The sequence below is a fragment of the Mesorhizobium sp. WSM4813 genome, assembly GCF_055811555.1.
In genome coordinates this window covers 51,169-68,985 of the sequence record NZ_JBVVQU010000035.1, presented here as the reverse complement: position 1 = coordinate 68,985, position 17,817 = coordinate 51,169, and the positions used below count along the sequence as shown (strand labels likewise).

The 17,817-nt window shown below is 65.2% G+C and carries 17 protein-coding genes; 3 read left to right on the top strand and 14 right to left on the bottom strand.

All coding sequences use genetic code 11. The annotated features are described in order from the left end of the window. Positions 1 to 289: 289 nt before the first annotated feature. Both AC0L25_RS20545 and AC0L25_RS20540 read right to left on the bottom strand, forming a co-directional pair. Positions 290 to 1,222 carry an ArdC family protein gene (locus tag AC0L25_RS20545; protein WP_473597200.1) on the bottom strand — a complete coding sequence of 311 codons (933 nt, stop codon included), beginning with the start codon at positions 1,220 to 1,222 and terminating at the stop codon, positions 290 to 292. A 281-nt stretch (positions 1,223 to 1,503) separates the two neighbouring features. Further along, complete coding sequence (locus tag AC0L25_RS20540) at positions 1,504 to 1,689, bottom strand: hypothetical protein (RefSeq protein WP_292212312.1); 186 nt, start codon at positions 1,687 to 1,689, stop codon at positions 1,504 to 1,506. Between the two features lie 286 nt (positions 1,690 to 1,975). Here AC0L25_RS20540 and AC0L25_RS20535 point away from each other — a divergent pair, with 286 nt between their 5' ends. Together AC0L25_RS20535 and AC0L25_RS20530 are read left to right on the top strand one after the other, a co-directional pair. Continuing rightward, the gene (locus AC0L25_RS20535; RefSeq protein WP_473597199.1) at positions 1,976 to 2,272 is read left to right on the top strand and encodes a type II toxin-antitoxin system Phd/YefM family antitoxin; all 297 of its coding nucleotides are present in this window, start codon (positions 1,976 to 1,978) and stop codon (positions 2,270 to 2,272) included. Further along, positions 2,269 to 2,730: a PIN domain-containing protein gene (locus tag AC0L25_RS20530; RefSeq protein WP_473597198.1), complete on the top strand. Its 462-nt coding sequence runs from the start codon at positions 2,269 to 2,271 to the stop codon at positions 2,728 to 2,730. The genes AC0L25_RS20535 and AC0L25_RS20530 overlap by 4 nt, the downstream gene beginning before the upstream one ends. 95 nt (positions 2,731 to 2,825) lie before the next feature. Here the strand turns inward: AC0L25_RS20530 and AC0L25_RS20525 are convergent, their stop codons facing one another. From AC0L25_RS20525 to AC0L25_RS20475, 11 genes are all read right to left on the bottom strand, one after another. Further along, the gene (locus AC0L25_RS20525) at positions 2,826 to 3,413 is read right to left on the bottom strand and encodes a hypothetical protein (protein ID WP_473597197.1); all 588 of its coding nucleotides are present in this window, start codon (positions 3,411 to 3,413) and stop codon (positions 2,826 to 2,828) included. A 464-nt stretch (positions 3,414 to 3,877) separates the two neighbouring features. Beyond that, a complete protein-coding gene (locus tag AC0L25_RS20520; protein WP_473597196.1) occupies positions 3,878 to 4,213 on the bottom strand; it encodes a hypothetical protein in 336 nt (111 codons plus the stop codon). After that, complete coding sequence (locus tag AC0L25_RS20515) at positions 4,210 to 5,100, bottom strand: DUF7007 domain-containing protein (RefSeq protein ID WP_473597195.1); 891 nt, start codon at positions 5,098 to 5,100, stop codon at positions 4,210 to 4,212. Before AC0L25_RS20515 ends, AC0L25_RS20520 begins: the two co-directional genes overlap by 4 nt. Then, positions 5,097 to 5,573, bottom strand: a complete 477-nt coding sequence (locus tag AC0L25_RS20510) for a hypothetical protein (protein WP_473597194.1) — start codon at positions 5,571 to 5,573, stop codon at positions 5,097 to 5,099. Before AC0L25_RS20510 ends, AC0L25_RS20515 begins: the two co-directional genes overlap by 4 nt. An 85-nt stretch (positions 5,574 to 5,658) precedes the next feature. Continuing rightward, positions 5,659 to 7,341 (bottom strand): ParB N-terminal domain-containing protein, encoded by a 1,683-nt coding sequence (locus tag AC0L25_RS20505; RefSeq protein WP_473597193.1) that lies wholly within the window; start codon positions 7,339 to 7,341, stop codon positions 5,659 to 5,661. A 250-nt stretch (positions 7,342 to 7,591) separates the two neighbouring features. Then, positions 7,592 to 12,703 (bottom strand): helicase-related protein, encoded by a 5,112-nt coding sequence (locus AC0L25_RS20500; protein ID WP_473597192.1) that lies wholly within the window; start codon positions 12,701 to 12,703, stop codon positions 7,592 to 7,594. 86 nt (positions 12,704 to 12,789) lie between these two features. Then, positions 12,790 to 13,188 (bottom strand): DUF3085 domain-containing protein, encoded by a 399-nt coding sequence (locus AC0L25_RS20495; RefSeq protein ID WP_473597191.1) that lies wholly within the window; start codon positions 13,186 to 13,188, stop codon positions 12,790 to 12,792. A 10-nt stretch (positions 13,189 to 13,198) separates the two neighbouring features. Beyond that, on the bottom strand, positions 13,199 to 13,801 hold the full coding sequence (locus tag AC0L25_RS20490) for a DUF1419 domain-containing protein (protein ID WP_473597190.1): 603 nt from the start codon (positions 13,799 to 13,801) through the stop codon (positions 13,199 to 13,201). A 112-nt stretch (positions 13,802 to 13,913) separates the two neighbouring features. Continuing rightward, positions 13,914 to 14,891 (bottom strand): DUF3991 and toprim domain-containing protein, encoded by a 978-nt coding sequence (locus AC0L25_RS20485; RefSeq protein WP_473597189.1) that lies wholly within the window; start codon positions 14,889 to 14,891, stop codon positions 13,914 to 13,916. 202 nt (positions 14,892 to 15,093) lie between these two features. Then, positions 15,094 to 15,366: a hypothetical protein gene (locus AC0L25_RS20480; protein ID WP_473597188.1), complete on the bottom strand. Its 273-nt coding sequence runs from the start codon at positions 15,364 to 15,366 to the stop codon at positions 15,094 to 15,096. Between the two features lie 141 nt (positions 15,367 to 15,507). Then, on the bottom strand, positions 15,508 to 16,014 hold the full coding sequence (locus tag AC0L25_RS20475; RefSeq protein ID WP_473597187.1) for an SOS response-associated peptidase family protein: 507 nt from the start codon (positions 16,012 to 16,014) through the stop codon (positions 15,508 to 15,510). A 69-nt stretch (positions 16,015 to 16,083) separates the two neighbouring features. Between AC0L25_RS20475 and AC0L25_RS20470 the strand changes: the two genes are divergently transcribed. Further along, positions 16,084 to 16,680: an SOS response-associated peptidase gene (locus AC0L25_RS20470; RefSeq protein WP_473597186.1), complete on the top strand. Its 597-nt coding sequence runs from the start codon at positions 16,084 to 16,086 to the stop codon at positions 16,678 to 16,680. A gap of 24 nt (positions 16,681 to 16,704) precedes the next feature. On the opposite strand, the gene ligD is transcribed toward AC0L25_RS20470, so the two are convergent. Continuing rightward, positions 16,705 to 17,643, bottom strand: a complete 939-nt coding sequence (ligD, locus tag AC0L25_RS20465; protein ID WP_473597185.1) for a non-homologous end-joining DNA ligase — start codon at positions 17,641 to 17,643, stop codon at positions 16,705 to 16,707. Positions 17,644 to 17,817: the final 174 nt, after the last annotated feature.

Sequence of the window (17,817 nt, the reverse complement as noted above, 5' to 3'; positions counted from 1 at the left end):
GGCGGGCTGCACCCAGCCGTCGAAGCGATAGAGGATAGAGGTTGCCGGAATGGATCGCAGCATCCTGATAGCTGACCGTCCAGACGAAACCGCATTCCTGGCACAGCGTCGGGAAGACGAAGGCGCGCCACATGCGCACATTACGCGGCACAGATCGGGCCGGGCTGCGCATAGTCGCGACAGATCGATGGCTTCGTGGCGGCTGCACGCCCGCTCCGAGCGAGAGGGTGCGCAGGCGGATCGGGGAAGGTGCGTCACTTTCCCACGCCGATGATGGATGCGTGGAGCATCAGGCGGCCTCGCGTTCTTCCGAGGCCGCCGGCTGAAGGCCGTGCAGGAAGGCGACGGCGCGCTGAGCGTGAGCAGCGGCCGAGAAGATCGCCCGCTTGTCGTCGGCGAGCACCTTCAACCAGGAATCGAGATAGCTCGCATGATCCGGACGCGGCTCGAGCTCCGGCACGATACCGAGATCGGCGCAGAGGAAGCAGCTCCCGAGCTCGGCGATCAGTTCTTCGTGTGCCCGCTCGCTGCGATCCTTGGCGTAGCGGCTGAGGTCGCGGTTCACCCGATGCGGCGCCGAAGTCCAATGCGTGGCTTCATGACTCAGGGTCGCCACATATGCCGCGGCGTCGCGGAACGTCTGGAAGGGCGGCATCTGGATGTGGTCGGTTGCCGGCGAGAAGTAGGCGCGATCGCCGCCATGCCGGATCATCGCGCCGGTATTGGCGAAGAAGCGATCGGCATGTTCGATGCGCACAATCGGATCGCGAACAGGTTCCGCCTTGTGCCCGCAATAATGGTCGGGCAGACCGTCGATCTGCGCGACGTTGAAGACCGAGTAAGCTTTGAGGAACGGGATCTCCCGATCGAATTCCTCACCAGCGGAATCCGTTTCGGTCTTGGTGAAGCGGCTGGCGAAAACGACCATCGAGCCGGTCTCGCCCTTGCGGACGGCGCCGCCAAGCTCGAGCGCCTGCTTGAATGTCATCCACATCGGGCTGGCAAAGCCGCGCGCGATGGCCTCGGACCACAGAAGCAGCACGTTCATGCCGCTGTAGGGCAGACCGTTATGCCGTAACGGCCGCGTAACGCGGCCGATGGCATTGGCAGAATGCCATGGCTGCATCCAGGGCCGGACACCCGTCGCGAGCTCCGCGACGATGCGGTCGGTGATCCGCGCGTAGATGTCGATGCGCGGTCCTTTTCCTTCTTTTCTGCTCATTTTCATGAACCTCCGGTTCTGGAGGCCGCGCCGATCGCGGCCCCGTCACGGGGTCCGCCGCGGCGGAGCAGGAAGGCTGGCTGCGCACCCGACCGGGGTCCCCGTCGTGCTTGCACGATGGGGTGGTCATGGGCCGCAGCGGGAGCGGAGGACGGCAACGCCGTTGCGCCGACCGCCTGGCTCCGCCAGGACCACGGGCCGGACGGGGCGGCGAACGGGCGCCAGAAAGGAAAAAGACGGCGCGGTGGGGCGCCGCCTGAGAGCAGTCGGGAGAAGGTCGGTTAGTGAACCGACCGGCCGCCGCTATAGGGATCGTATTCGAAGAGGATCTCGACGTCGGCGTCGTCGAGCTCGTCGGCCGGCAGGACGCCGAATTCGTCGTCGACCTGGAAGAGGACGACCGGGGCCATGAGGGTGCGGGCGAGGGACCAGGCGGCTTTCTGGGCGAGGGTGAGATCGTGGGACATCTGAGGGCTCCATCTTGGGAAGCGGGCCAATTCCCGCTCGATGGCTCCGTCAGTGTGCGGCGGCGGGCGCGATCACCGCGAAGGCGAAGCCGAGCGGCCGCAGCTTGCTAGCGGACCCCTTGCGGGTTGATCGTGGAAGATCCGCCGCCGCACCAGGAAAGCCATCACGAGAGAGCGGGATTGGAGCGCTGGCGCAGGGGCCCGATGCCAAGGTGTCTTGTCGCCGATGCTGGCGTCATCGCCGGGCGAGTGCTATATGTCTGACTAGCTGACTAGGTGTGAGACGATGGGCAAGCAAGTGACGAAGAAGGCGCGGACGGCAACCCGTCCGGCGACAGGACGGTGGAAGCTCGAGGACGCGAAGGCGCGATTCAGCGAGGTGGTGCGCCATGCCCGCGAAGAGGGGCCGCAGCGTGTGAGCGTTCGCGGCCATGACGCAGTCGTGGTGATGAGCGTCGAGGAGTTCGATCGTCTCGTGCCGGAGAAACCCCGTCTGCCCTTTTTGCAGTTCATGGAGAGCCTGCATCTCGACGGCCTCAACCTCGAACGCGAGATGGATCGCGGCCGGGACGTGGAACTGTGAGGGGATGGCTGCTCGACACCAATGTCGTGGCCGCTCTGATCAATCCGCAGGGTGCGCCGTCGGTGAAGCGTTGGGCCGAGGGGCAGGACGAGACGAGTTTCCATATCAGCGTTCTGACGCTGGCCGAATACGACAAGGGCATTCACAACCTGCCCGACGATCATCCGGATCGACCGCGCTACATGGCGGCGCGCGATGCGCTGGCGGAGCGGTTCGGCCATCGCGTGCTGTCGCTTGAGGACGAGGTCGTTCGGCGCTGGGGCCGGATTTCCGGGGCAGGCAAGCGCGCCAGTGGCCATGCGCCGCCGGTGATCGACACGCTGCTCGCGTCGACGGCGATCGAGCACGATCTTTATCTGGTGACGCGGAACGTCAAGGACACCAGGCCGTCAGGTGCGGTCGTGTTCGATCCATGGAATGACGATGTCGAGAAGTTTCCATTGAGCCCGAGCAGTTGACGGGCGAAATAGCGGCATAATGGAGCCGGCCCCGGTAGGCACCGAATCGCTGAGGTAAAGACAGGCGGGGCCGGAGCCCCGCCGCAGTCAGCGGCTCATCCGAGAGCCGCCATCTGCAGGTCGGCTGCCTTGCGATCGACGCTCTGCCCGGGGTTCTCCACCGGCCGCTCGAAGGGCTTCCAGACCTCGCCGACGACCTGTTCGTAAGCATTGACGGCGCCCTCGGCGGCCATGCCCAGCGCGTGGGCCTGGAGTGCCATGTCGGCGGCGAACTCCCGCTTGCGCTGGGCGGCGCTGTCGAAGCCGACCGGGCCACCGACATCCTCGTCGCGATCATCGCAGGCGGCCTTGGCCGTCGCATCGCGGGCCTCGGTCACGGAGCGGCTGTAGAATTGGCCGGCGCCATGAGCGGAGCCGACATACGCTCCGACGATGCGCTGCAGGTGGATCTGCATGGCGCGTTCGCCAAGTCCCTCGTCGAGCGCTGCGGCCGTGTCGACGATGAGCTTCTCGTGCAGCTCGCGGATGCCGTCGCTGTCAAGAACCGGCAGGCCGAAGCTCTCGGAGATGAGGGAGCACTGTGCGGGATCGGGGCAGGCGAGCCGGACCATCTGGATTGTGGTGCCCTTGCGGAGCGGGACGACGCGGGCGCTGGAGCGGGAACTGGCAGCTTTCTTGGTCATGGCATTTTCCTTCTTTCGGTTTCCCGAAGCTTGGACCGGCCCCATGCCGGCCCTCCCTCGGGCGCGGACCGACAGAACCGGCGGTATGACGGGCGCTTCAGGGTCCGGGCGGACCGAGGCGAGCATGGAAAGTTTGCGGCCGAGCAGGGCGCCCTTCCGCCCTCGCGCAGGACGCGGGCCTGCCATGTCGAGACCGGTTCGATCCGGCCGCCCCGCGGCGCGGAACGCGGCCTTGAAGCGAACGGCCGCCGGTTCAGGACCGCCTAAAGCCCGAGGGAGGACCGGCACGGGACCTCTATTTCGACATGGGAACCGAAGGACAGGCGGTCATGACCATCTGCCAATTCCCGGTGTCGATCCTGCCGTATCGCTGCCGCGACCACCATCACCAGAATGGTCGCTCGTGTGCTTGCCGCATCCAGAATCATCGACACCGCCCACCTGTCGCTTGAACAGCGGCGTCGCTAGACCTGCTCGCTCATGTCAGCGGCTTCGCCCTGCCGGTCGAGGAATCTTGCGATCGCCTGCTCCTGCCGCACGAGCTTTCGCGACAATGCGTCGATCTCCGGTTGGCGCTCTGCGGTCAGGGCTGCGAGCTGGAATCGGTAGCGCTCGAGGAACGCGCCAGGATCAGGTGCCCTGCCGCGTCGATAGTGCGTCCGCCGTGGCAGCAGGCCAGGGATCAGCGCGGTCATCCGGCGCGTGATCTGCCGGTCGACCATGTCCAACTGGCGCTGTGTTTGCCGGCGCGCCTCCTCCATGCGGGAGAGCTGGCGGCGCAGCTCGGGCGCGAGAGTCATGGCGACCCCCTCCCCCGCCAGCCGATAAAGCTCGACGGACCGGCATAGACGGGATGACGATCCGGATCGATGACGAAGCCGAACCGGCCGATCTCGTATTCGCCGCTGGGCACGAGGAAGCGACGTTCCTCGGTGCCGGGGCCGCGTTTGCCACCGGGCGTGGCGACGCATTCGACGAACCCCTTCTGCTGGTCCGACGTGACCGCTGAAACGACGATCCAGTCGGCGGCGTGCTCGGCCTCGAAGGCACGCTGGTCCTTCCTGCGGGACTCGCCCGGAACCAGAATGGTGCCGAAGATCGCCTCCCACGCGTCCGGCCAGGAGTCCTTCATGGTCTGCTCGGCGCAGCGGCGCTCGAAGGCGGTAAACAGATGCGGAAAGGAGATGGCGACGATCGCCCAGCATTCGTCCTCTTCGTACCAGCCGTCAGTGGTGCGGAGCAGAGGGTGGACTTCTCGGTTTCGGTCCGGGGAGAGATGGAAACCGCCGTGACCGGCAGTAGAATAGAAGGTGATACCGTCCGCGTAGATGGTTGCTCCCTGTGACGGTCCCCATGGAGTATGCGCCGGGGACCGGCCCTCGCGTCGGTCGAGCGCCAGCTTCTCGCGCTGATGTTGGGCCTGTTCCAGCACTTTCGCCGGGAAGGCGGATTCGTCGGCAATTTCGGCGGAATGGCCGTAGAAATCTACCCGGATCCATTCCGCCATGGGCCGGCGGATCCGCCAACCGCTGGCGAGATAGTGCCGGCCGTCGCGAGTGGGAACCATCGCGAAAGCATGCTCTCCGACCAGAGCGACAAACATGCCGTCGGCGCTGCGCCCGAAAAAGGCTCCGGACGCATCCGGGGCCTCGATCGAAGGGGGTGCGGTTTGGAGAATCCGGGTCATGCCGCGGTCCTCCCTTTCACGACATCGCCCGCCGCCTCGTCGGCCGTGACATCCTCGAGCACGGCCTTGGGATAGCCGTGCTGCGACAGCCAGTGTTGGGCGGCGGCGCGATGGGGAGCGAGGTGGACCAGCTCGGCATGGTCACCAGCACGGTCGAACACGCGCACGGAGCCAACCGGAGGGCGCTCGACAATCGTGAAGTGCAGGCTAGAGCCGAGCGAGTAGGTGCGGTGGACGCGGATGGCGATGACGCCGCCGGCGCCGAAATCGGCCTCGTGAAGAGTGAAGCTTCCGCTGGAGCCAAGCTTGCCGGCGTCGCGACCACCCTGTTTGCGGATGAGCCGTCCCTGGCTGTTGCTGTTCTTCCAGGCGGCGAGCTTTTTGGAATGCCGTTCCGGCGGCCGCGGCGTGCCGTCGGACCAGGCGACGATGGCGCCGATCGGCGCGGATTCAAAAATCGTATGCGCGGACATGCTGTCCTCCATAGGTGGGCTGGAAACGAAACCGCCGCCGGGCGAACCCGGCGGCGGCGGAGCGATCGAAAGAAGAAGCGGGGCGCTACTCAGCGGCTTCGCGGTAGCCCTCCTCGATCTCGTGGTCCTCGGGCGCCTGGTCCTCGCCGCCGACGTCCTCGGCGTCAGGCACATCATCGTCCTCGACCTCGGTGACGGCGCTCTTGGCGAGCCATTCGGCAAGGCTGATCGCATCGGGGGCGAACAGCGCCGCCGGGTGGACGAAATGGCCCTCTTTGAAGTGCTCGACGAGCGCGGCGCGCGTGTCCTTCACGCGTGCGCGCGGCAGTACCGGCGTGTCGGCACAGGAGCCTTCGAGCGCCGGACGCGACAGGCAGGAGAGGAAGTCCTCCGTGCCCATATTGGCGAGGAAGCCGTCCGCGCCGATCGTGCCGCCGGCGACGATCGCGACGATGCCGGACTTGCTGATGCCTTCGCGGCATGAGAGCACGTCCATCAGCACGCCTCGGGCAGCGATGCGCAGCGTGTCGGTGTCGAAGGCGAACTTGCCCTCGGCATCGAACAGCGCAGCCGCGTGCCGGCCGAAGCGCCCGCCGAAGCGGAAATCGCCGCCGGCCCCGGAATCGACCCGGACGTTTTGCCCCGCGAAGGCAAGGACGAGCAGCGCGAGCAGGGTGTCATCCTCGATCGGCGCCCGCGACAGCGCCTCATGCAACGCATCGGTGCGCAGGTCACCAATCATCTCGATACCCTTGCGGGTAACGTCGGGGCGCGGCTTGGAGATGACGATCGTCTCGTCGGCAGCATCGCCCGCTTCCGAACCCTTGGCCTTCTTCTTGGCCTCGGGCATGCGGAAGTGGACCGTCTTCACCTTGCCCTCGCGGTCAAGGTACATCGCAGTGTGGTCCGACTTCTTGGGCGTGCCATAGACTTGGCTTGCCTTGGGCGGCAGCTTGACCTCGCCGTAGTTACTGACCTCGGCGATGACGCCCTTTTTCGGAAGGTTCTGCGTCATCCACTCCTGTTGTGCGCCGAGGAAGGCCTCGACGCCAGTGGTATAGCGGCTGTCCTGATCGGCCGGGGCGAACAGGTCCTCGACCCAGGCGATGCCGTAGGCCTGGGCGAGGTCGTCGCCGAAGCTCGCATCGCGCGCATACATCCGGGTCTTGGCGAGAGCGTTGGCGACACTCCACCACGAGACCTGCGGGTCGCCTTTGGACGGCTTGTTGGCCTTCCAGACCTCCTTCTGATCCTCGAGCGAGGCGGCCGCGATGGTGCGGAGCTGCCGCTCGTCGGGCATGTCGCCCTTGGCCATGTGATCCAGCATGGCCGGAAGCACATTGGCGAGCAGGCGCAGCTTCTTGATCTGGCGCACCGACTGGGCGAGGGCGATGCCGATCGCCTCCTCGGTCCACCCGAGCGCCACGAGACGTTCGATAGCGCGCCACTGGTCGACGGGATTGAGCTGCTCATGCGCGATCGTCGTGACGAGCGAGCGCATGGCGCCGCCATCCTCGGCCCGAGGCACGACCAGAACGGCGATCTCCTCGAGGCCGGCGGCGATCGCCTGCTTGACGCGACGATGGCCCTCATCGATGACGAAGCCATTGCCGCCATCGGTTTCGGCAGCGACAACGGGCGGCTGCACGATGCCGACGGCCTTGATCGTCGCCAGCAGCAGGGCATCGGCCTGCGGGCTGGACTTGGAGCGGCGCGCCTTGTCGGGATTGTCCTTCAGCGAGCGCGGATCGACAAACTTCAGTTCCATGGGAATGCTCCTTGGAGGTTGTGGACGCGGCCCATCGCCGGTCCTTTCTCGTCTTCTTTCCGAAGACCTCCCGCGGCCCGCGGAGCGGGCAGGCCGGTGCAATTGCGCCCGAGCATTCCTGCCCGGCTGGCCAAGCGGGGCTTGCAGCCCTGCGCAGGATGACGGGCCGGGATCGCGACGGGGGCGATTGAGCGTCAGCGTCGGCGGATCGCCCGATCTGCGAGCAGTCCTCTCCTTATTCCTGGTCCTTTCAGGCCGCCCTTGCCTCTTCCGGCCCCACCCCGTCGATATCCTGTGCCAGCGACGTCTCGATTTCGGCCAGCTGCCGGCGCTTGGCCGCGAGTTCATCCGAGAAGGCAAAGGATCCGCCCTCGCGGGAGCGATAGGCGGCAAGCCGACGCTCAGCCTCCGCAAGCCGATCACGGGTGCGCTCCTGTTCTTCATCCAGGTTGGACAGAACGTGTTCGAGCTTCGCGATCGCACCGAGCGGCGTCGTGGTGACGGGCAGTTCGATTTCCGTCTCGGCTCCCGTGCGCACCAGCATGGTGGCGTAGCGATAGCCGTCCTTGCCGAAGCGCTGGCCGGAATATGCGAGCTCGAATCCGCCAACCGAGGCGATAACGGTCTCGTCTTCGTGCTGAAGCTGCACGAGGGTCAGAATCTCCTTCATCAGCGCCCGTCCGGCGAGCTTGCGCTCATTGAACACCTCTTCGCCGACGTGCATGCGGAAGGCCTCGCCCGTGGTGGGAACGAGGCGCGCGAGATCCTCCCCGATCTCGCCGATCCGCCGCGTCGCATATTCGATATCCCGCTCGGCATCGCGAAGCTGGCGACGGATGGCGAACTGATCGTCCTCATGTGCGAAGCGCAGGCGTTCGAGTCGGGCGATATCGGCTTCAAGGCCCGCCTTCTGCATCAGGCGCGGATCGCCCGAGGCAACGGCCTTGGCCATAGCGAACTGGTTGGCCTGTCCTTCACCGAGGTCTTCCAGTCGGCGAACGGAGGTGTCGCCTGAGAGCGCCGCCGCGATGAAACGAGCCTTGCGCTCATTGTTCTGCCACATCTGCGCATCCATCGAACCCTCGGTGGCGTAGGCGAAGATGTCGATGACGTCGTGCTGGTTGCCCGGCCGCAAAATGCGACCCTCACGCTGCTCGATCTGCGAGGGGAGCCAGGGAACGTCGAGATGGTGCAACGCCTTGAGTCGGAGCTGTGCGTTGACGCCGGTGCCCATCGTGTCGGATGAACCGATCAGAAAACGAACCTTGCCCCCACGGACGTCGGCGAACAGACGCTGCTTTGCCTCGGACTTCTTGAAATCCTGCATGAAGGCGATCTCAGACGCCGGGACGCCCAGGCGAACGAGCTCGTCGCGTATCCATCGATAGGCGGAGAAGCCCCGGGTTTTTTCGACCGAGATGGTACCGAGGTCCGAGAAGATCATCTGCGCGGCACCGGATAGCTCGAAGGGCTTGCCGTCGGGGCGGACATAGTCGTTGCCGGCGGTTTCCTGCCAGATGCGGAAGGCATTGGAAACAAGGTCGTTGAGCTTGTTGTCCGCCTCATTGTCATTGTCGGCATCGACCAGGCGCAGGTCGATCGCCGCGTGGCGGCCGTCGGTGATGACCGAGAGCAGGATGTCGTCGCCCGGCTCGGGTGGCCCTTCGCGGTGTTCGATCGCCTTGATGCGGGCGTCGAGCAGGACCTGATAGCGCTTAAAGGCGGCTGACGGCTTCGAGGTCCTGATCTGCCGTTTACCGGTCGAGAGCGCCGGCACCTTCACATAGTCGCGCAAGTCCTCGGGCATGACCACGTCCGCGAAGGAGCGGAACATGGCGATGAGCTCGGGCACGTTGACGAAGGTGGCGAAGCGGGTCACCGGCTTGTACCTGCCGTTGGGCTGCAGCTCGAGCTCGGTGGTGACGTCGCCGAAGGTCGAGGCCCAGGCGTCGAACTCGTGGAGGCCGCGCTCGCGTAGAGCGCCGTACCCGAGATAGCGCTGGACCGAGAACATTTCGCCCAGCGTATTGGTGATTGGCGTGCCGGAGGCGAGGATGAGCGCCCGGCCAGGATTCCTCGTCTCGACGAAGCGGGACTTCACATAGAGGTCCCAGGCACGCTGCGAGCCGTTCGGATCGATTCCCTTGAGCGTCGACATATTGCTGGCGAAGCTGAGCTTGCGGAATTCCTGCGCCTCGTCGACGATGATCTGGTCGACGCCGATCTCGGAGATCGTTAGCAGGTCGTCCTTGCGGGTGGCGAGGGCCTCCAGCCGCTCCTTGAGGCCCTCCTTCAGCCGCTCGAGCCGTTTGCGAGAGACGCGATCGCCGCTCTCCACCTTGGTCAGCAGCGTCTCGTAAAGCTCGAGCTCATCGTGGATCATTTGGCTCTCGAAGGCGGAGGGCACGCTGATGAAGCGGAAGGCGGAATGGGTGATGATGATCGCGTCCCATGTCGCGGTTGCCGCGCGCGACAGGAAGCGATGCCGCTTTTCCTTGATGAAATTTGTCTCGTCGGCGACGAGAATACGAGCGGTCGGATAGAGCGCCAGGAATTCGCGCCCCGCTTGCGCCAGACAATGACCGGGCACGACCAGCATGGCCTTGGCGATGAGACCGAGCCGACGTTGTTCCATGATGGCGGCCGCCATGGTCATGGTCTTGCCGGCGCCCACGGCATGGGCGAGGTAGGTCGCGCCGGCCGAGATGATGCGCCAGATGCCGCGCTTCTGGTGCCGATAAAGAGAAAAGGCGCCAGAGGCGCCCGGGAGTTGCAGATGGTCCCCGTTGAAATGCCGGGGCGCGATATTGTTGAAGCGGTCATTATAGACCCGCGCCAGCCGGTCGGTCCGATCGGGATCGGACCAGATCCACGTCTGGAACGCCGTTTTGATCTTGGTGAGCTTCTCCTTGGCCGCCTCCGTGTCGACGACATTGAGGACGCGCTTTTCGCTGTCGCCGTCCTTGATGGTGTCGAAGATCTGCGGCACGCGGCTGTTGAGCGCGTCGGCGATCAGCTCGCCGGCATGGCGGCGCTCGGTGCCCCATTCCGAGGTCCCGGCGGCCATGTAACCGAGTTGTCGCGCCTCGACCGTCCATGAGGCGAGCTCGGGCATATGGTGGATGCGGATCTCGGCGCCCATCGTCTCCTTGACGAAAGCGACGACGTCGGCGGCGGGAATCCAGGGGGCTCCAAGACGCGCCGTGATGTCGGACGGGCCGAGGTCGGTCGGCTGGACGTCCACGAGAGCGCGGACATTACGCTCGAAGACGGGATCGAGAGCGGCGGCCGCTTCGGCGGCCTTGAGCTTGTCACGGACCTGGCCCGAAAGATAGGCATCCGCGGTCTGCCAGGAACCGGACTCCGGGTCGCGATAGATGGCGTCGCCCAGTTCGGCAATGACGGCGTCCGCGTCGGCGTGCAGCAATTCGGCAATGTGATCGATGTCCACATGGCCACGGTCGTTCAGCACCACGGCCAAGGCATCGGCGGTCGAGGTGATGATGGGCGCCGAGGGTGGCGCGATCACCCGTTCAGTGAAGATCGGACCGGGCCGCGCCGTGTCGGTCTCGAGGTCGTAGTCCTCGATCGAGGCGACCAACCAGCAATCGGGATCGTCGAGGAAGGGCTGCAGGTTCGGCCGGCGATGCGTCTCGCGCACCTCGCCGGTCTCAGAATCCTCGCTGGTCGAGACTACCGTGGTGTTGATCGGGCCGAAGGCACGCACGAAATTGGACCAGGCGATGCGCAGCTTGACCTGTGCCGGCTTCCAGGGCCGGTCGAGCTCCTGCGCCTTCAGGACCTCGCGCACCGCATCGCGGATCGGGATCAGCTTGCGGATGATGCGGGCGTGCTTGTCGGGCACGCCGTCGGCGCTGCGCCCCTTGCGCAAGGGAAGAGTCACGGGAACCCCGTCGACCATCTGCATCAGCGCCGTATCCGACGCGATGAAGTAGCTGCCCTCACGGATCGCGGGAGCGTTGGGAAGCGACTCCCCTGCCCCGTCGATGTCGTCGCCGTCGAGGTCGATTGCCTCGGGCTCGCCGTCATAGATGGCTTCCGGGAGCAGGGAGATCGCATCGGACAGCGCCGACGCGAGATCGACGCCGGGACGCGGCAGGCAGGTGTAGGTCTCTCCGAACGGGCCCGACGTGCTGGCATGAATGCCGAGCACAAAATCGGGATGCCGGGCGAACCAGCGGTTCACGCGGATCGCGACCTCGTCGCCGTCCGCAGGGCGGACCTCGTCGGTGTCGAGCCAGGTAACGTCGCCCCCGGCCTCTCCCGGCTTGTGCTTGCGGAAGAACAGGATGTCGACCACGACATCGGTGCCGGCATCGGCCCGGAAGCTGCCCTCGGGCAAGCGGATTGCGGCGACGAGATCGGCGGACTTCGCGATATGCTCGCGAGCCGAATAATCCGCCTTGTCCGTCGTGCCCGAGCTCGTCACGAAGGCCGCAAGGCCGCCCGGCTTCAGAAGGTCGATCGAACGGGCGATAAAATAGTCATGCAAGCGCAGCCCCATCGAGCGATAGACGCGGTCCGAGCGCACGGTGCAATCCGAGAAAGGCGGATTGCCGATGGCAAGGTCGAAACTGGCCGGCAGATCGGCGCGCGCGAAGTCGGCGTTGACGATACGTGCCCGCGCCTGCAACAGCCGGGCGATCCGGGCGGTCACCGGATCGATCTCGACGCCGGTGACATGCACCTGGTCGCGCAGTTCCGCCGGCAACAAGGCGGCGAACAGGCCCGTGCCGATGCCGGGTTCGAGCACCCTGCCGCCGCGCCAGCCGAGCCGCTGCAGGCCGGACCACATCGCCCGGACGATGAACTCCGGCGTGAAATGGGCATACTGCGTGCAGCGCGCCAGCGAGGCATAGTCCTGACGCGACACCGCGTCCTCGAGGTCGGCCCCGATCTCGTCCCAGCCGTCCCGGAAAGCGGTTTCGCCCGGACGCCGGAACACGGCATTGGCGAGGTCCGAGGCCCCGAAGCCGGTGAAGCGGACGAGCCGGGCTTGTTCCTCGGGCGTTGCCGGCCGGTCCTCGGCCTCGATTTCGGCAGCGAGCCGAATGGCGGCGAGATTGTCGCGGGCGCGCTGCTTCCAGCCCTTTGCCAGGCCGCGATCGCCTTCGAGAAAGAAGCTCTGGCCGCGAGCCGTGGCTGTATTGACTCGCCCGTGTCTGGCGAGCTGCGGAACGGGCTTTGCGTGAGGGACCGGCGTGGCCGGGGGTGAAGGCCGTTCGTCCACAAGATCCTCGGCTCCGAAGTCGCTGCCGAAGGCGGTGACGCCCGGACCGGGGCCGGACGAAAGCGCGGTATTGCCGAAGAGGTCGAGGGTGAAGGGATCATCATTAGACATTTGGGAAGTCTCCTTGAGCAAAGGCGTGCACGAGCCGCCCGCCGAACAGGTCCGGCCGGGCGATCGGCGTCGCGAGTTTGAAAAAGTCAGCGGGTGATCAGCGAGAGCGCTATTTCGGTCCCGGTGAGTTGCACATTGAGGTGGGTGACGCGCGTGTTGCGGTCGAAGAGCGGGATCAGCCGCTCGGCCACGACGAACTCGATGCCGTCATCGGCGCCGAAGTGGCGGCGCTTATAGTCCCACCAGTCGATATCGCCCTTGGGATGGCACTGCTCGGCATAGACGACGAGGGCGCGCGATCCTTCGGCCAGTTTGCCGTTGGACATGATGTAGACGCCCTCGTCGCCGACCAGCCACAGGCCGGGCTTCTCGCCCTCGCCGGGGCGCGTGCCGTAATAGGGATTGCGGAAGCCGCCATTGGCGGCAGCATCGGCCATGCCGCGATCGACGACCTTGCGGACGGCGAGAATGGGAAATGTGAACATCGCTCACACCTCACGCCGCTGCGCGAATGGGGAGGTGCCGCAAATGCACCGGCAGCTTGGCCGCGATCTCTTCCTCGGTGAGATCGTCGAGCAGCTTGAGCTCGGTCCGCCCCAGGCCATAGACGAGGATGGTCCGTTTGCCGCGATGCTGGGCTAAGAACCGGTCCCCGGCATAGCCACGATATTCGTCGTGCGTGGCGCTCCAGACATGCTCCAGGCGTTCGTCATGCGTCATGGCCTTCACCGGCCAGGACTCGCGCTCGACGATGGCGTCGCGCATCTCGACCGGGGAACGCGGCTGCGCCAGGTCGCAATAGGCGTGGAAGTAGCGGGTCTTGCCGTCGATGCGCAGCGTGTAGAAGACACTGGTGACGCTGTCGGTGAGGAACTCGCGCAGGGCGAACATTTCCCCGCGCATCCAGAGCGGCGGCAGGATGTCGAGCATGTAGTCGTGCTCGGCGCGTGCGATCTCGAACCACTCTCCGGCGAACAGGGCGCTGTCGTCATTCTGCCAACGATCGGGCCGCTGGGCATGGCGGTCGAACAGGCGGAACATCTGCCGCTGATCGGCGACACCGAAGTAGATCTTGCGGATGGAGGATTGGAGGGTCATGGGGAGGCTCCTGGCCACTTGCGGGCCGGAGCGCGATTCATCCCTCGCGGATCACCATCATCTTCAGCCCTTCCGGACCCCTCCCCCGCGGCCGCCTCTCCGCCCGGGCGGGTCAAGGGCCGGCGCAGCCGGGCGGAGCTTCACCCTTGACGCGCCCGGCGGGCATGCGGCAGTCGGCCTCCTTCCTGCATTCCTCTTGCTTCCGCCTCACTTTCAGATCGACGTTCCAGTCACTCGCAATGGGGCGCAGTCGCGCGGCGCCGCATCCGACCTCCTCGGCCAGGGCGAGAAGGCGATCGGCATAAATGTCGCCCTGCACATTGTTGTCGGTGGCCGCGACAAGCCGTGCCTCCGACCGCTCTGCCACCAGGCGAATGGCCGCGTCAGTCGCTGGCGACCAGCCGCCGCCGGTGCTGACATAAAGCGTATCTGGTCTGTTTGCCTCGATCGCAGCAAGGCTCATGGCGTCGATGGCGGCTTCGGTCACGCAGACGCGGCCGGCGTCTGCCGGACCGAGCCGGAACAGCACCTTGCTGCCGCCCGTCGCAAAGCCGCGCCATTCCGGGCCGCGTTCCTCCCAACCGGTGACAGCTCCCGCATCGATGTGTGCCGCCCACATGCTGCCATGCGGGCCTTCGCGCAGGACGCCGGCAGCGATCGCGGCGCGGAGGATGCGTTCGGGAATATGCCGTTCGTCGTGCAGGTAGCGCCAGGTCGCCGAGCCACGCCATGGCTTGCGCCGGGCTCGCCAGCGTTCGGGAATGGAAAGATCCGGCTCGCGTTCCCGGGGCTGCCGCGTCCAAGCGGGCTCCGAGGGCACCAAGCCGACCAAGGATGCGACCTGAACGAATGCTTCCGGGAAATCGCAACCGTCCAGATGCTGGATCAGCGAATAGACATCACCCTTGGCGTCTGAAAGCGGGTCGAACCAGCCCTTGCCGTCATGAATGACGATGATGATTGCGTCCCCGCGGCGATATTTCATCGCCCTGCGCGTGCTCTCCTTTAGATCGAGCGCAAACCCGCAATGCTCCAGTACAGCGCCGCATGGCACATTTTCTTTCAGCTCTTCCAGTTCTGCTTTTTCCATATTCGCCTGCACGTGCCTTGACGCGCTCCTTCCTATCCGATTCCCGCCCCTAGCTTATGGGGCATGAACCGGATGCCGCGAAGAGCAAGGCGGGCAAGGGCGCGGCCGTCAACCCGGCGATAGTGCCGGGTTGCACGAATTTCAGGCCGCGGCGCAGCTTCCCTTGCCGGCCGCAGCGCGCAAGCGGCAACACCACCCACGATCAGGTACCGCGGCGCTCTTCCTCGATCACGATCGCGCGCACCACGTCGATATCCATCGCCGCTTGCGGCGCGATTCGGGCGATCTCGGCGGCGACCTTGGCCCAGTGATAGAACTCGCCCGCGTCACCTCGCAGGCGCGCCCAGGTCGTGCGGCGCTGTGCCTCGTAATAGGCATTGACCTCTTCGGCCAAGGCGAGCCTACGGGCGTCGGCTTGCCAACGCTGTCGAATCGCCCGTCTGTGTTCGACCCATCGCCGGATCGCGGTAAACATGGAACCCTCCCTCTTCGCACGACAGTCCCAGGGCGCGTCAGGGATGGCTGCCCGAACGGGTGAAGACCCCTTTGGGGGCTTCAGCTCCGCCAACAGCCCGGCCCGCAGGGCGACGCCAATCACGAAGTTCGGGCTTTTGGTTCAAAATGCGAGCGCCGCCTGTGCAGATGCTTTGCGCGGCTGCGAAACCACGAACGTGCCGGCAGGCAACGGCCGAAGCAGCTCTTCTTCCAAGCAGGTCCGGTCGAGCCAAGCCATTCGCTGATCGCGCCGCAGCACCGCCATCTGCCGGTCGTGGAAGGGCGCCACGTCGTCGTTCGCCTCGATCGTCAGGATGGCATAAGCCTCAGGCCAGTCCCGTGTCGCCGGGCGCCAGACGCCAGCGAAATAGAACCAGTCACCGTCGGCGAGCGAGAAGCTATAGGCCTTGCCCCTGCTCCGGTGCCGGAACTCGGATGCCGGAACGAGGCAACGGTGTCTGGGAAACGTCCTGCCCTCAGCGCGCACGACGGTGAAGGGCCTGCCTCCAACTTCGCTGGGCTGAAGGCCCCAAGGCAGCTCTGCCATCTCAACATCGCCGCCGCAGCGCCTTATGATCACGCGGGGTTCGTCGAGCGATGCGTCGGAATCGAAATCCTTCGCGCTCATGGTCACGCGAACATAACAGGAACACGATCGCGGTGCAATGCGATCGGACGGAGGATGGACGGAGGACCGATGTGCAATGATTATCGATTGACGGTGGATGTCGCTTCGATCGTGGAGGACTTCGCTGACCTGAAGATCAAGATCCGCTTCGGAGAAGGTGCGCCGAACATCGAGGCGCGCGAGGACATCAAGATCACGGACGTGGCGCCGATCATCAGGACTATCGAGGGCGTCCGAGGCGAAGGCGACATGGTGCAACGGCGCTGGAGCTGGCCCGGACCGAACAAGCGGCCCGTCTATAATTTCCGTTCGGAGGGCCGGGAGTTCGCGTCGAACCGGTGCCTCATCGTCGCGGACGGCTTCTACGAGTTCACCGATCCGATAGACCCCAAGAAGAAGCGAAAAGACAAGTGGCTCTTCACAAAGAAGGACGAGCCGATCTTCTGCATTGCTGGAATCTGGCGTGACACGCCGGAGGTCGGCGAAGCCTTCACCATGCTGACGATGGAGCCTGGGCCCGATATCGCGCCCTATCATGACAGGCAGATTGTTATCCTCGATCGCAGCGCGTGGGCGGATTGGCTCGACCCTTCGGTGTCGGCGAAGTCGCTGATCAAGGCCCTTCCCCCCGGCACACTGCAGGTAGGAGCAAGTCGGGTAACTTGAAACGAAACGGCCGCCCGATATCGATCAGGGATGGGGCGGGGAGCGCACCACCTGCCGGGCTGGCTTGTCCTGACGCTCGCCTTGGTACGAGACCTGGCGCAGGAGATTGTCTTCGGTCCAGGTGAGATAGGTGACCTCGACCACTACTTCAGGCCTGACCCAATGCACGCGCGACAGCTCAAGCGGCGAGCCGAACCGGCTCTCGCGCGGCGGCGGAACGGCGAGGGGCATTCGAGCTGTCTGAAGTGGCCCAAGCCGGCGAGCCAATCGCTTGAGCTCTGCAACCGTGATGCCCGTGCCGGCGCGGCCCGCGTACATCAGACGACCATCATCGGTGTAGTAGCCCAGAAGCAGCGAGCCGATATGCGGGCGGCTTCCAGTCGGATCGGTCCAGCCGACGACGATGAATTCCTCTCTGTTGAGACACTTTGACTTGACCCATAGGCCGCGATTGCCGGATGCATAGGCGCTGTCGATGCGCTTTGAGATAGCGCCCTCGAGTGCAAGCCTGCAGGCGTGCTTGCGGAACACAGGCCCGTCGCCGATCACGTGATCGCTGAAGCGCAGGCCGGGGATGTCGGTCGAAAACAGGCCTTCCAGTCGCGCTTTGCGGTCGATGAGCGGCAGCTTCGCAATGCTTTCTCCGTTCAGGAACAGAAGATCGAAAGCAAAGAAGGCAAGATCGCCTGTGCGGCCCTCGTCCATAGCGGCCTGCAGGCGGCTGAAGGAGGTGACGCCGTCTGCCCGAACGGCGCACAGCTCCCCGTCGACATATGCCTCTTTCACCGGGAGCGCGCGGAGGGCCGCTATCGTCGCTTGATAGCGATGCGACCAATCAAGGCCGGTGCGGGTGAGCAAGCGGATGTCGCTGCCGTCGATCCGCGCGTGCATGCGATATCCGTCGTACTTGATCTCATGAACCCAACCGGGGCCGTCGGGCGCTTCGTCGACGAGGCGCGTCAACTGAGGCTCGATCCATTTCGGCGGATGCGTTTTATTCGGCTTTGTGGGATTCACCGTCTTCCGCGCCAATTGAGATAAAGCGTCCTCATGCGGGCCAGACTACCACATGATGACGGTATATCCGCTGCCGCTTCTATCGGAAATCTCGCGTCTTCACCTTGATCCGGTCGATGT